This is a genomic window from Kitasatospora sp. NPDC048545 (assembly GCF_040651155.1).
Taxonomy (GTDB): Bacteria; Actinomycetota; Actinomycetes; order Streptomycetales; family Streptomycetaceae; genus Kitasatospora.
This window is the reverse complement of the sequence record NZ_JBEZIQ010000027.1, coordinates 93626-106269: the sequence shown is the minus strand read 5'-3', so window position 1 is coordinate 106269 and position 12644 is coordinate 93626. Positions and strand designations below refer to the sequence as shown.

Here is a 12644-nt window from a genome sequence, read left to right as displayed (position 1 = left end):
ACGGGGACGATCCCCGCGACGGAAGCCGCACGAACACACCCCGCAGCGAACCGGCCGGCCCAGCCCGCGCCCGGCGGCGGACGACAGAGGGCCGGGTCCGTTTCACGTGAAACACGTGGAACGGACCCGGCCCTTCGCCGTGTGCGGGAGGCGGGCGCTCAGCCCCGCCGGTGCCGACCGCCGCCGGCCTGCGCCGCGGTGTCGTCGGAGTCGTCGGCGCCGCCCGCCTTCTTCTTCTTCTTCTTCTTCTTGCGCTCGCGCATGACCTCGAACAGGATCGGCGAGATCGACAGCAGCACGATCAGCAGCACCGCCGGGATCAGGTACTTGTCGATCACCGGGGCGAGCGCGTCGCCGAAGAAGTAGCCGATCAGCAGCATGGACTCGGTCCAGAGCACACCGCCGATGACGTTCCACAGGAAGAACGTCCGGGCGGGCATCTCCAGGGTGCCGGCGACCGGGTTCAGGAAGGTGCGGATGATCGGCATGAAGCGCGCCAGCACCACGGCTTTGCCGGAGCCGAACTTGTTGAAGTACTCCTCCGCCTTCACCACGTACTCGCGGCGGAAGATCTTGGAGTCGGGCTTGTCGAACATCTTCGGCCCGATCTTGGCACCGATCAGGTGCCCCAGCTGGGCGCCGGCGATCGCCGCGATCGGGCAGCCGACGAGCAGCACCGCGATCGGCAGCTTGGCACCGTCGCCGAGCACCGACGAGGCGGCGTTCGAGGCGGCGACGCCCGCGAGGATCAGCAGCGAGTCACCCGGGAAGAAGAAGCCGACCAGCAGGCCGGTCTCCGCGAAGATGATCGCTATCAGCCCGATGGCGCCGAGGGACGAGATCAGGGATTTGGCGTCGAGCAGGTTGACGGCCAGCTGGTTGTAGTCCACGGGCGCAGGATAGCGGGCGTACCTTGCGGGCGAGCGGGCGTACCGGACCGGGGGGCTCCCGACCGGGCCATGCGTGGGGCTCGGCCCCACCCGCCCCAACGGCCGCACCCGCTGCGCCGGACCGGATTCCGACAGGCGGGCTACTGCTGACCTGCGGGCACGAGTCTGGGAAGATGGCCGAGGCGTCCGGTCCGCGGCGGCCCACCACCCTCATGGCCGTACCGCGGAGGTCGTCTCGAAGCCTGGTGCCGGAGAGCCACACCGCAACGCCGCGCGTCGGCGGGCCGGCACGAGTCGTCACGAAGGCGTACACAGCGTCGGACAGCACCGTCCGTACGCCGCAACCCGACAGGAGCGGATCGCATGCCCATCGCAACTCCCGAGGTCTACAACGAGATGCTGGACCGGGCCAAGGCGGGCAAGTTCGCCTACCCGGCCATCAACGTCACGTCGTCGCAGACCCTGCACGCCGCGCTGCGTGGCTTCGCCGAGGCCGAGAGCGACGGCATCATCCAGATCTCGACCGGTGGCGCGGAGTTCCTGGGCGGCCAGCACAACAAGGACATGGTGACCGGCGCGGTCGCGCTCGCCGAGTTCGCCCACATCGTCGCCGCCAAGTACGACGTCACCGTCGCGCTGCACACCGACCACTGCCCGAAGGACAAGCTGGACGGCTACGTCCGCCCGCTGCTGGCGGTCTCCGCCGAGCGCGTCGCCAAGGGCGAGAACCCGCTGTTCCAGTCGCACATGTGGGACGGCTCCGCCGAGACCCTCGCCGACAACCTGGCCATCGCCCAGGAGCTGCTGGCCCAGGCCGCCGCCGCCAAGATCATCCTTGAGGTCGAGATCACCCCGACCGGTGGCGAGGAGGACGGCGTCACCCACGAGATCAACGACGAGCTGTACACCACCGTCAACGACGCCGTGCGCACCGCCGAGGCCCTGGGCCTGGGCGAGCAGGGCCGCTACCTGCTGGCCGCCTCGTTCGGTAACGTGCACGGCGTGTACAAGCCGGGCAACGTCGTGCTGAAGCCGGAGCTGCTGCGCGAGCTGCAGGACGCGATCGGCAAGCAGTACGGCAAGACCGACCCGTTCGACTTCGTCTTCCACGGCGGCTCGGGCTCCTCCGCCGAGGAGATCGCCACCGCGCTGGAGAACGGCGTCGTGAAGATGAACCTGGACACCGACACCCAGTACGCCTTCACCCGCCCGGTGGCCGGCCACATGTTCGCCAACTACGACGGCGTGCTGAAGGTCGACGGCGAGGTCGGCAAGAAGAACACCTACGACCCGCGCACCTGGGGCAAGCTCGCCGAGGCCGGCATGGCCGCCCGCGTGGTCGAGGCCGCCGAGCAGCTGCGTTCGGCCGACAAGCGCCTGAAGTGAGCCCCGCGGCCGCGTGAACGGACGCGGCACGCACACGGGTGCCCCCGGCGGTCCTCCGCCGGGGGCACCCGTGCATCGGGGTCCGGGTGTCCTACTGCTTGAGCTCCGCGTACGCCTCCGCGCTGCTGTCCTTCAGGAACTGCCAGCAGCGGGCCTCCTCCTCGGTCTCCTTGATCGCGCCGGCCGCGCGCGCGAGCGCCGCCAGGCAGCGCAGGAAGCCGCGGTTGCCGCGGTGCTCCCACGGCACCGGGCCGTGGCCCTTCCAGCCGTTGCGCCGCAGCGCGTCCAGGCCGCGGTGGTAGCCGGTGCGGGCGTAGGCGTACGACTCGACGTACCGGCCGGCCGCGTTGGCGTCGTCGGCGAGCATCGCCCAGGCCAGGCAGAAGGTCGGGAACTCGGCCGCCACCTGGGTCGGTGAGGCCGACTCCTCCGCCAGCATCTTGTAGGGACGCTCCTCCTCGGGCAGGAGGGTCGGTTCGGGACCGTCGAGAAGATTCCTGTGGATCGCCATGCCCTGAAGTCTGCCACCCGAGGCGCAGGGGTCAACCGCCGCACCGTGCTCGGCGGGCCCACCGGTCCGCCGGCCGCGGCCCGTGATCCCGTCCTGCGGTCCCGCCGCGGTCCCGCCGCGGTCCGGCCGGTGGTCCGCTCCGTGATCTGCATACCGGGTACATGGACATTCACCCGTTCGCCATGCCAAGGTGACGATCGTGTCCGCAGTCCGACCCGCCGGTAGGCGAGCAGCCCCGAACCGAAACGGCGGCCGCAGACGTCGCCGGCCGCGCCGAAGAGTGGGCCCTGGCATGCTCACGGCATTGGTGGTGACCGCACTGCTCCTGGGCGCCACCGCGCTGGTGCTGAACCGGTCCTCCGGCACGCCGGCCGCCACGCCCACCACCCAGGCGCGGGCCGTCCCACCGGGCGAGGAGACCGCCTCGGTGGAAACGCCCCCGCCGGCCCCGGTCACCACCCCGACGCCCACGCCGCCACCGGCCCCGGCACCCACGGCCACGGCCACGCCCACCGGGCCGGACCCCGGCCCCACCAAGGGCGCGGGCACCTTCACCGTCGCCCCCGCCACCGCCAAGGCGGTCGGCCGCGGCAACGTGCGCCGCTACCGGGTCGAGGTCGAGGACGGCATCGGGATCGAGGCCGCGGCCGCCGCCGCCCAGATCCACGGCATCCTCGGCGACCCCCGCGGCTGGACCAACGACCGCAAGAACGGCTTCCAGCTGGTCGCCGGCGGCTCGTACGACTTCACCGTGAAGATCGCCTCGCCCGGCACCGTGGACCGGATCTGCGGCGCCTCCGGCCTGGACACCCACGGCGAGGTCAACTGCAACGTCGGCAACCAGGTGCTCGTCAACTCCAAGCGCTGGAACACCGGTTCACCGCAGTTCACCGGACCGATCGACGAGTACCGGGCACTGATCGTCAACCACGAGGTGGGCCACCGGATCGGCCACGGACACGAGGGCTGCCCCGCCCCCGGCAAGCCCGCGCCCGCGATGATGCAGCAGATATACGGCCTCAAGGGCTGCACGCCCAACGCCTGGCCGTACTCGGCGGACGGCACCTACCTGAGCGGGCCCGCCGTTCCGTAACGCCTCCACCGGTCCGCCCGGCCCCGTTCCGCAGCGGCTCCACCGGTCCGCCCGGCCCCGGGCGGACCGAGCTCCTCCCCGGCACGGGCACGGCGGCGCTCACCCGGATCACGCCCAGGGGCGAGGGGGACATCGTGCTGCTGCGGTCGCAGAAGACCGGGCCGAGCCCGCCCCCGCCTCCACCGGCGAACCGCTGCGCAGGACCGCCGAGGCGCCGACGGGTCAGCTGCGCCGAAGCCCGTAGCAGCGGTCCGGCGCCCCGGTCAGCCGAGCACCGGCAGGTGGGCCCGCAGGTCGCTGCGCTCCCCGGAGGCGGACACCACGGCCGCGTCCACCGCCGCCGCCCAGCCGGTCCGCCCGGTGGCCAGCCGGATCCAGGTCAGCGGGTCGGTCTCGACCACGTTGGGCGGGGTGCCCCGGGTGTGCCGGGGGCCCTCGACGGCCTGCACCACCGCGTACGGCGGGATCCGCAGCTCGACCGCGCCACCGGGGGCGCGGTCCGCGAAGGCGTCGGCCAGCATCCGGGTGACGGCGGCGACGGCCTGGCGGTCGTGCGGGAAGGCGTCCCGGCCGAGCGCCTCGGCCAGGTCGTCGGCGTGCACCACGGCCTCGACCAGCCGGGTCACCAGGTAGTCGGTCAGCAGCATCGGCCGACCGACGACCTGGGCGGTCCGTTGCCCGGGTGCCGCCGTCGCGGGCCGGTCGAGCACGGCCCGGACGGCGTCGAGCGCCCGGTCGAACGCGGCGGCCACCTTCTCCGGCGGGCCCGCGAAGCCGGTCGCCGCGTGCTCGGTCACCGCGGTGTCGACCGCCTCGGCCATGGTCCGGCTCAGCGCCGCGTAGCCGGCCAGCGAGAGCACCGGCCCGTCCGGCACCGGACCGTCCACCGCGCCGGGCAGCCGGCCCAGCGCCAGGCCCAGGTGAGCCAGCAACTCCCGGACCCGCCAGGAGCCGAGCCTGGTCGGCCGGTCCAGGTCCTCCTCCGTCAGCCCGTGCACGACGGCACGCAGCTCCTCGTTCTGCGCCGCCAGCGCGGCGCTCACCTTCTGCGGCTGGTACGTCCTGGGCTTGGCGGGCACGGGCCTCAAGATACGCCGAGGGGCGGGCGGTTCACCAGGAACCACCCGCCCCTCGGGAGCCGTGCATCAGCCCAGCAGGGCCTCGATGACGCCGGTGTGGGCGTCCTTCAGCTCGGCCAGCGAGACGCTGAACTGGCCCTGGACGTCCAGGTCCTGGCCGTCCACGACACCGATCCGGGTGGCCGGCAGGCCACGCGCGGTGCACATGTCGTTGAACCGGAGTTCCTCGCTGCGCGGCACCGCCACGACGGCGCGGCCGGCCGACTCCGAGAACAGGAGGACGAACGGGTCGGTGCCCTCGGGCACGACGATCCGCGCGCCGTGGCCGCCCTTGAGGCAGCTCTCCACGAGCGCCTGGCCGAGACCGCCGTCGGAGAGGTCGTGCGCGGCGTCGATCATGCCGTCGCGCGAGGCGGCGATCAGGATGTCGCCGAGCAGCCGCTCGCGCTCCAGGTCCACCGTGGGCGGCAGGCCGCCGAGGTGCTCGTGGACCGCCTGGGACCAGGCCGAGCCGCCGAGCTCGTCCGCCGTGTCGCCGAGCAGGTAGAGCAGCTGCCCCTCCTCGGCGAAGCCGGTCGGGGTGCGCCGGGTGACGTCGTCGATGACCCCGAGCACCGCGACCACGGGGGTCGGGTGGATGGCGACCTCGCCGGTCTGGTTGTACAGCGAGACGTTGCCGCCGGTGACGGGGGTGCCGAGCACCAGGCAGGCGTCGGCCAGGCCGCGGGTGGCCTCGGCGAACTGCCACATCACATCCGGGTCCTCGGGGGAGCCGAAGTTGAGGCAGTCGGAGACGGCGAGCGGCTTGGCACCGCCGGCCGCGACGTTGCGGTACGCCTCGGCCAGGGCCAGCTGGGCGCCGGTGTACGGGTCCAGCTTGGCGAAGCGGCCGTTGCCGTCGGTGGCGACCGAGACGCCGAGGTTGGTCTCCTCGTCAATCCGGATCATGCCCGAGTCCTCGCCGACCGAGAGCACGGTGTTGCCGAGCACGTAGCGGTCGTACTGGTCGGTGATCCAGGACTTGGAGGCCTGGTTCGGGTGGCTCGCAACCTTCAGCAGGTCGGCCTTGAGGCCCTCGCCGGTGGTCGGGCGGGCCAGCCGCTCGGCCGTCGGGGCGTCCGCCTGCAGCGCGTCCTGCCAGCTCGGGCGGGCGTAGGGGCGCTCGTAGGTCGGGCCCTCGTGGGCGACGGTGCGCGGCGGGACGTCCACCACGAGCTCGCCGTGCCAGAAGATCTCCAGGCGCTCGCCGTCGGTCACCTCACCGATGACGTTGGCGATGACGTCCCACTTCTCGCAGATCTCCAGGAAGCGGTCGACCTTGTCCGGCTCCACGATCGCGCACATGCGCTCCTGCGACTCGCTCATGAGGATCTCCTCCGGCGAGAGCGTGTGGTCGCGCAGGTGCACGGTGTCGAGCTCGATCCGCATGCCGCCGGAACCGGCCGAGGCCAGCTCGCTGGTGGCGCAGGACAGACCGGCGCCGCCGAGGTCCTGGATGCCCTTGACGAGCTTCTCGCGGAAGATCTCCAGGGTGCACTCGATGAGGAGCTTCTCCTGGAACGGGTCGCCGACCTGGACTGCCGGGCGCTTGGCCGGCTTGGTGTCGTCGAAGGTCTCGGAGGCCAGCACCGAGACGCCGCCGATGCCGTCGCCACCGGTGCGGGCCCCGTACAGGATGACCTTGTTGCCGGCGCCGGAGGCCTGCGCGAGGTGGATGTCCTCGTGCTTCATGACGCCCACGCACAGCGCGTTGACCAGCGGGTTGCCCTGGTAGCAGGAGTCGAAGACGACCTCGCCGCCGATGTTCGGCAGGCCCAGGCAGTTGCCGTAGCCGCCGATGCCCGCGACGATCCCGGGCAGCACGCGCCGGGTGTCCGGGTGGTCGGCCGCACCGAAGCGCAGCGGGTCCATCACGGCGACCGGGCGGGCGCCCATCGCCAGGATGTCGCGCACGATGCCGCCGATGCCGGTGGCCGCACCCTGGTAGGGCTCGATGTACGACGGGTGGTTGTGCGACTCGACCTTGAAGGTGACCGCGTAGCCCTGACCGACGTCGACCACACCGGCGTTCTCGCCGATGCCGACGAGCATCGCGTCCGAGTCGGGCTTCTTCTCGCCGAACTGCTTCAGGTGGACCTTGCTGCTCTTGTACGAACAGTGCTCCGACCACATGACCGAGTACATCGCGAGTTCGGCGCCGGTCGGGCGGCGGCCGAGGATCTCCCGGATGCGCGCGTACTCGTCCTCCTTGAGGCCGAGCTCGGCCCAGGGCTGGGCGGCGTCCGGGGTCTGCTCGGCGTTCTTGACGGTGTCGAGGCTCATCAGGCGTTCACCAGCTGCTTCAGGACGGAAGTGAAGAAGCCCAGGCCCTCGGTGGTCGGACCGGTGAGCGGCTCCACGGCGTGCTCCGGGTGCGGCATCAGGCCGACGACATTGCCGGCGGCGTTGGTGATGCCGGCGATGTCGCGGTACGAACCGTTCGGGTTGACGTCCAGGTAACGGGCCACCACCCGGCCCTCCGCCTCCAGTTCGTCCAGGACGTGCGCGTCCGCGACGAAGCGGCCCTCGCCGTTCTTCAGCGGGACGACGATTTCCTGGCCCGCCGAGTAATCCCGGGTCCAGGCGGTGCCGGCGTTCTCGATGCGCAGCTTCTGGTCGCGGCAGATGAAGTGCAGCGAGTCGTTGCGGGTGAGCGCGCCGGGCAGCAGGTGGGATTCGCAGAGCACCTGGAAGCCGTTGCAGATACCGAGCACCGGCATTCCGAGCTTCGCCTGCTCGATGACGGTCTCCATCACCGGGGAGAACCGCGAGATCGCGCCGCAGCGCAGATAGTCGCCGTAACTGAATCCGCCGGGCAGGACGACGGCGTCGACCTGGTGGAGATCCTTGTCACGGTGCCAGAGGGCGACCGGCTCCGCGCCGGCGAGGCGGACCGCCCGCTGGGCGTCGCGGTCGTCGAGGGAGCCGGGGAAAGTGACGACGCCTACGCGGGTGGTCACTTGCCCTCCTCCTCGACCCGGACGGTGAAGTCCTCGATCACGGTGTTGGCGAGAAAGGTCTCGGCGGCTTCGCGGATACGGGCGAGCGCCGCGTCGTCGACCGGGCCCTCCACATCCAGCTCGAAACGCTTGCCCTGGCGGACGTCGGCGATCCCGGTGAATCCGAGACGGGGCAGTGCACGCTGCACCGCCTGTCCCTGGGGGTCGAGGATCTCCGGCTTGAGCATGACGTCGACTACGACGCGTGCCACTGGCACTCCCGGTGGTGTCTTCGGTGAGGCGGGGGAACTCCAGACTACCGGTGGTTTCGGGCAGGATTGCTGGCCGGGGATAGCGACGCGCGTAGACCCGGGCCCCTTACGCCACAAGGGATCCGGACCCCCGACCCCTCGTCCGGGGCTGCCGGTTTCCGCGGATTCGGCTCCCGGAACGAGCGCCTCCGAAGAACACCCGAAAACGGCACTTGGGGACAGATCCGCCCGTCCCGCACACCGTATCCGGCAGTCCCGCGAAGACACGTGAATATCCGGAAAAGAATGCCGGACTCTTCGATTTCGACCCCCTTCGGGTGCAGAATAGGGCCACCTGTCGCGGCAAGTGCTGCGTATCAGGCGGGCCGTCCGGCCTGCCCGTATGCGCTTGCGCGAGTTGGTGCACATCAGGCCCCGGGCGTACCCCCGCGGACCGGTGGCCGAATTGCCCGAGAGGATTGACACCCATGGCTCAGCGTGTAGTTGTCACGCTCTCCGACGACCTGGACGGCGGCGCTGCCGCGGAAACCGTCCACTTCGGCGTCGACGGGAAGTCGTACGAGATCGACCTGTCCGTGGACAACGCGGAAAAGCTGCGGGAGGCCCTCGCTCCGTTCGTCGCCGCCGGCCGCCGCCAGAGCCGCACCGGAAAGTCGTTCCGCCGCACCGCCCTCACCCCGGACCCGGCCGCCGTCCGCGCCTGGGCCCTGTCCCGCGGCATGGAACTGCCGGCCCGCGGCCGCATCCCCAAGCACGTGTACGAGGCGTTCGCCGAGGCGAACTGACCCTCGCGGCTCGGGGGGCACCCGCCCCCTCCGGTCGCCCCGCCCGCCCGGACCGAAAGGGTGGGGCGACCACCCCGAACGATGCTGTAGAGTATTCCTCGTCGCCGCAACGGAGAGATCCGAAGAGGCGGCGGGTGCCCCACCAGGCACCGTGCGGACGTGGCTCAGTTGGTAGAGCATCACCTTGCCAAGGTGAGGGTCGCGAGTTCGAATCTCGTCGTCCGCTCGCAGTGCGCGAGCACAGCACAACTCAATAGTTTGACCTGCGGACGTGGCTCAGTTGGTAGAGCATCACCTTGCCAAGGTGAGGGTCGCGAGTTCGAATCTCGTCGTCCGCTCCGAAACGAAGGGCCCCCTCGATCGAGGGGGCCCTTCGGCATTCCCGCCCCGAAATCCCCCATGACATTTGTCATCGCCGACCCGTGGATCCCCACCGCGATGTCATGACGGCGCGCACTGCCCGCGCGTCCGGGGCGGCGGAAGGCTTGGGGCATGGAAACGAGCAGCCCCTCCCGCCCCACCGACAGCGTGATCGAGGTCACCGGCCTGCACCGCCACTACGGCAGCGGCGCCACCGGCTACCACGCCGTCCGGGGCGTCGACCTGACCGTCGGCCGCGGCGAACTGTTCGCCCTGCTCGGCACCAACGGTGCGGGCAAGACCTCCACCATGGAGCTCATCGAGGGCCTGGCCGCCCCCAGCGACGGAACCGTCCGGGTGCTCGGCCACGACCCCCACCGGGAGCGCGCCGCCGTCCGCCCGCGGATCGGCATCATGCTCCAGGAGGGCGGCTTCCCCGGCGACCTCACCGCCGCCGAGACCGGCCGCGCCTGGGCCGGGATGACCAGCGGCGCCCGCCCGGTCGAGGAGGCGCTGGAGCTGGTCGGCCTCGGCCACCGCCGCGACGTCCGGGTCAAGCAGCTGTCCGGCGGCGAACGACGTCGGCTCGACCTCGCGATGGCCCTGCTCGGCCGCCCGGAAGTGCTGTTCCTGGACGAGCCCAGCACCGGCCTCGACCCCGAGGCGCGCGCCTCCGTCTGGCGGCTGGTCCGCGACCTGCGCGCCCAGGGCACCACCGTGCTGCTCACCACGCACTACCTGGAGGAGGCCGAGGAACTGGCCGACCGGCTGGCCGTCATGCACGGCGGCCGGGTCGTCACCGCGGGCACCGTCGCCGAGGTGATCGCCGGGCGGCCGTCCCGGATCTCCTTCGAGCTGCCCGAGTTCGCCGGCGCCGCGCTCCCCCTGCTGGCCCCGGCCGAGGTCACCGTCGACGGCCGCAAGGTCACCGTGCAGACCACCGCCCTCCAGCAGACCCTCCACGACCTGCTCGGCTGGGCCCACCACCACGGCGTCGTGCTCGGCGCCCTGGACGCCCGCAGCGCCTCGCTGGAGGAGGCCTTCCTCGCCATCGCCTCCGAGGCCGCCCACCAGGCCCCGCCGCAGGCACCCGCCGCCCCCGCCCGTCCCGCCCGCCGCCGCCTGATCGGATCCGCCCGATGACCACCGCCGCCAACGCTGCCACCGGTGCCCCGAGCACCACCGCCGGCCGTCTGCTCTCCCTCGGCCGCGCCGAGGCCACCCTGCTGCTGCGCAACCGCACCGCCCTGTTCACCGCCGTGGTGCTGCCGGTGGTGCTGATCAGCTCGCTGCGCGGAATCCTCAAGAAGCAGGCCGAGAACAACCCCGGTCTGGACGTCGACTCGATGCTGGTCTACGGCTCGGTCGGGATGGTCCTGGCCTTCGTCGTGTACTACAACCTGACCGCCGCGTACGTCGGGCGGCGCGGTGAACTGGTACTCAAGCGGCTGCGCACCGGCGAGGCCCGGGACATCGAGATCATGCTCGGCACGGCCGTCCCCTCGCTCGTCCTCGGCCTGCTGATGGCCGCCCTGATCGGGGTCGGCGGCGGCCTCGGCCTGCACCTGACCGTGCCGGTCAACCCGCTGCTGATGCTGGTCGGCCTGGCACTGATCCTGGGCACCATGATCGCCCTGGCCGCGCTGTCCAGCGCGTTCACCAAGACCGTGGAGAGCGCGGGCATCACCACCCTGCCGGTCATGCTGGTCATGCAGTTCGGCTCCGGCCTGTTCGTCCCGCTGGAGGTCATGCCCTCGCAGCTGGCCGACGCCTGCCGGCTGCTGCCGACCACCCCGGCCTTCCAGCTGATCCGGGTCGGCTGGTTCGGCACCGACGGCTCGGCCGCCGCGACCGGCTTCGCCGGCAGCTGGGGCACCGCCGCCCCGCACCTCGTCACCGGCACGGTCTGGCTGGGCCTCGCCGTCTGGGGCGCGGTGCGCTACTTCCGCTGGGAGCCCCGCCGCTGAGCGATCGTCGGCAATCCGAAGGACCGCCCCCCGATCGACCTCTGATATGAAGGCAGCAGCAGGATCATGGTCGGACCGGGGGGACAGCACGTGGACATGCGCTCACCGCTGCGCAGGTGGCGCGGCTTCGGCAAACCCCAGCGCGCCGAGATCTACTTCCGCTGGTCGATCTACCTGATGCCGCTGGCCGCGGTGCCGATGGCGCTGCTCAACCTCGGCGCCCACCTCGACCAGTACTCGGCCGGCTCCGCCCGGGTCTCCCTGGCCGTCTCGCTGGCCACCACGCTGGTCGGCATCCGGGCCTGCCGGACCTCGCTCGACCACTACCTCGGACGGCCCGCCGACCACCGCCGCTGGCTCGTGACCAACGGCGCGGTCACCGTCGCCGGCACCTGGGCCCTGCTGCTGACCGGCCCGAAGGCGGACGGGACCGGCGCTCCGCCGTCCATCGTCCTGGTCGCCACCGTCCTGCTGATCGTCGCCTGCGGCCCGATCTCCATCGGCCTGCGGCTGTGGTGGTCCGCCCCGGCCGCCGTCCTCCTCGCCCTGCTGGTCGCCCCAGCGATGGTCCTGGCCGGGCTGAGCGCCGCCACCACCGCCGGACAGCTGATCGGCACCCTGCTCGGGATGCCCTTCATCGCGGCGAGCTGCCGCAGCTTCGCCTGGCTGACGGCCGTGGTCTGGGAACTGGACGGCGCCCGCGAGACCCAGTCCCGGCTCGCCGTCGCCGAGGAGCGGCTGCGCTTCTCCCGCGACCTGCACGACGTGATGGGCCGCAACCTCACCACCATCGCGCTGAAGAGCGAGCTCGCCGTCCAGCTCGCCAAGCGCGGGCGCCCGGAGGCCGCCGACCAGATGGTCGAGGTGCAGCGGATCGCCCAGGAGTCGCAGCGCGAGGTCCGGGACGTCATCCGCGGCTACCGCACCGCCGACCTGCACGCCGAGGCGATCGGCGCCCGCGCGGTGCTCCGCTCCGCCGACGTCACCTGCGAGATCGACCTCGGCGAGGACGCCGACCGGCTCCCGTCCCCGGTGCAGTCGGTGCTCGGCTGGGTGATCCGCGAGGCCACCACCAACGTGCTGCGGCACAGCGAGGCCGTCCGCTGCCGGATCCGGCTGCGGCAGGAGGACGGCCGGGCGGTGCTGGAGCTGGAGAACGACGGGGTTCCCGCCGTACCGTTGCCCTCCCCCGGCGGCGGCACCGGGCTGCGCGGCCTGCGCGAACGGCTGGCCGCCCACGACGGCGAACTGACCGTCCCGGACTCCGCACCCGGTACCTTCCGGATGCTCGCCACCGTCCCGCTGCCAGGCTGAGGAGGACCC

Annotated in this window: 12 protein-coding genes and 2 tRNA genes; 8 read left to right on the top strand and 6 right to left on the bottom strand. The window is 71.9% G+C overall.

The features are described from left to right. Positions 1 to 158: 158 nt before the first annotated feature. Complete coding sequence (locus AB0D10_RS24930) at positions 159 to 890, bottom strand: VTT domain-containing protein (RefSeq protein WP_360260134.1); 732 nt, start codon at positions 888 to 890, stop codon at positions 159 to 161. A 363-nt stretch (positions 891 to 1253) separates the two neighbouring features. Here AB0D10_RS24930 and fbaA point away from each other — a divergent pair, with 363 nt between their 5' ends. Next, positions 1254 to 2276 (top strand): class II fructose-bisphosphate aldolase, encoded by a 1023-nt coding sequence (fbaA, locus tag AB0D10_RS24925; RefSeq protein ID WP_360260132.1) that lies wholly within the window; start codon positions 1254 to 1256, stop codon positions 2274 to 2276. A 91-nt stretch (positions 2277 to 2367) separates the two neighbouring features. On the opposite strand, the gene AB0D10_RS24920 is transcribed toward fbaA, so the two are convergent. After that, positions 2368 to 2787 (bottom strand): DUF3151 domain-containing protein, encoded by a 420-nt coding sequence (locus tag AB0D10_RS24920; RefSeq protein WP_360260130.1) that lies wholly within the window; start codon positions 2785 to 2787, stop codon positions 2368 to 2370. A gap of 292 nt (positions 2788 to 3079) precedes the next feature. Here AB0D10_RS24920 and AB0D10_RS24915 point away from each other — a divergent pair, with 292 nt between their 5' ends. Next, positions 3080 to 3880 (top strand): DUF3152 domain-containing protein, encoded by an 801-nt coding sequence (locus AB0D10_RS24915; RefSeq protein ID WP_360260128.1) that lies wholly within the window; start codon positions 3080 to 3082, stop codon positions 3878 to 3880. Between the two features lie 263 nt (positions 3881 to 4143). Here AB0D10_RS24915 and AB0D10_RS24910 read toward each other — a convergent pair whose 3' ends face one another. The 4 genes from AB0D10_RS24910 to purS form a co-directional block, all read right to left on the bottom strand. Further along, positions 4144 to 4959 (bottom strand): sterol carrier family protein, encoded by an 816-nt coding sequence (locus tag AB0D10_RS24910; protein ID WP_360260126.1) that lies wholly within the window; start codon positions 4957 to 4959, stop codon positions 4144 to 4146. Between the two features lie 66 nt (positions 4960 to 5025). Next, positions 5026 to 7281, bottom strand: coding sequence for a phosphoribosylformylglycinamidine synthase subunit PurL (gene purL, locus AB0D10_RS24905; RefSeq protein ID WP_360260124.1), 2256 nt, complete (start codon positions 7279 to 7281; stop codon positions 5026 to 5028). Next, entirely contained in the window at positions 7281 to 7958 is a 678-nt protein-coding gene (gene purQ, locus AB0D10_RS24900; RefSeq protein WP_360260121.1) for a phosphoribosylformylglycinamidine synthase subunit PurQ, read from the bottom strand. The genes purL and purQ overlap by 1 nt, the downstream gene beginning before the upstream one ends. Next, the gene (purS, locus tag AB0D10_RS24895) at positions 7955 to 8209 is read right to left on the bottom strand and encodes a phosphoribosylformylglycinamidine synthase subunit PurS (RefSeq protein WP_049654013.1); all 255 of its coding nucleotides are present in this window, start codon (positions 8207 to 8209) and stop codon (positions 7955 to 7957) included. Before purS ends, purQ begins: the two co-directional genes overlap by 4 nt. A 467-nt stretch (positions 8210 to 8676) precedes the next feature. On the opposite strand from purS, the gene AB0D10_RS24890 reads away from it, so the two are divergent. The 6 genes from AB0D10_RS24890 to AB0D10_RS24865 all read left to right on the top strand — a co-directional run bounded on the left by AB0D10_RS24890 (position 8677) and on the right by AB0D10_RS24865 (position 12635). After that, the gene (locus tag AB0D10_RS24890) at positions 8677 to 8994 is read left to right on the top strand and encodes an Lsr2 family protein (RefSeq protein ID WP_030056585.1); all 318 of its coding nucleotides are present in this window, start codon (positions 8677 to 8679) and stop codon (positions 8992 to 8994) included. Positions 8995 to 9147: 153 nt separating this feature from the next. Further along, positions 9148 to 9220, top strand: a tRNA-Gly gene (locus tag AB0D10_RS24885). Between the two features lie 39 nt (positions 9221 to 9259). Continuing rightward, a tRNA-Gly gene (locus AB0D10_RS24880) sits at positions 9260 to 9332 on the top strand. Between the two features lie 154 nt (positions 9333 to 9486). After that, entirely contained in the window at positions 9487 to 10497 is a 1011-nt protein-coding gene (locus AB0D10_RS24875) for an ABC transporter ATP-binding protein (RefSeq protein WP_360260119.1), read from the top strand. Beyond that, positions 10494 to 11321: an ABC transporter permease gene (locus AB0D10_RS24870; protein WP_360260117.1), complete on the top strand. Its 828-nt coding sequence runs from the start codon at positions 10494 to 10496 to the stop codon at positions 11319 to 11321. The genes AB0D10_RS24875 and AB0D10_RS24870 overlap by 4 nt, the downstream gene beginning before the upstream one ends. Before the next feature lie 96 nt (positions 11322 to 11417). Beyond that, on the top strand, positions 11418 to 12635 hold the full coding sequence (locus tag AB0D10_RS24865; protein ID WP_360260197.1) for a histidine kinase: 1218 nt from the start codon (positions 11418 to 11420) through the stop codon (positions 12633 to 12635). The last annotated feature ends 9 nt before the right edge of the window (positions 12636 to 12644 follow it).

What these genes read in the sequence shown, in the direction of transcription:
- fbaA (WP_360260132.1), top strand. Translation starts at nt 1,254, where the DNA reads ATGCCCATCGCAACTCCCGAGGTCTACAACGAGATGCTGGACCGGGCC.
- AB0D10_RS24920 (WP_360260130.1), bottom strand. Translation starts at nt 2,787, where the DNA reads ATGGCGATCCACAGGAATCTTCTCGACGGTCCCGAACCGACCCTCCTG.
- AB0D10_RS24915 (WP_360260128.1), top strand. Translation starts at nt 3,080, where the DNA reads ATGCTCACGGCATTGGTGGTGACCGCACTGCTCCTGGGCGCCACCGCG.
- purL (WP_360260124.1), bottom strand. Translation starts at nt 7,281, where the DNA reads ATGAGCCTCGACACCGTCAAGAACGCCGAGCAGACCCCGGACGCCGCC.
- AB0D10_RS24890 (WP_030056585.1), top strand. Translation starts at nt 8,677, where the DNA reads ATGGCTCAGCGTGTAGTTGTCACGCTCTCCGACGACCTGGACGGCGGC.
- AB0D10_RS24875 (WP_360260119.1), top strand. Translation starts at nt 9,487, where the DNA reads ATGGAAACGAGCAGCCCCTCCCGCCCCACCGACAGCGTGATCGAGGTC.
- AB0D10_RS24870 (WP_360260117.1), top strand. Translation starts at nt 10,494, where the DNA reads ATGACCACCGCCGCCAACGCTGCCACCGGTGCCCCGAGCACCACCGCC.
- AB0D10_RS24865 (WP_360260197.1), top strand. Translation starts at nt 11,418, where the DNA reads ATGCGCTCACCGCTGCGCAGGTGGCGCGGCTTCGGCAAACCCCAGCGC.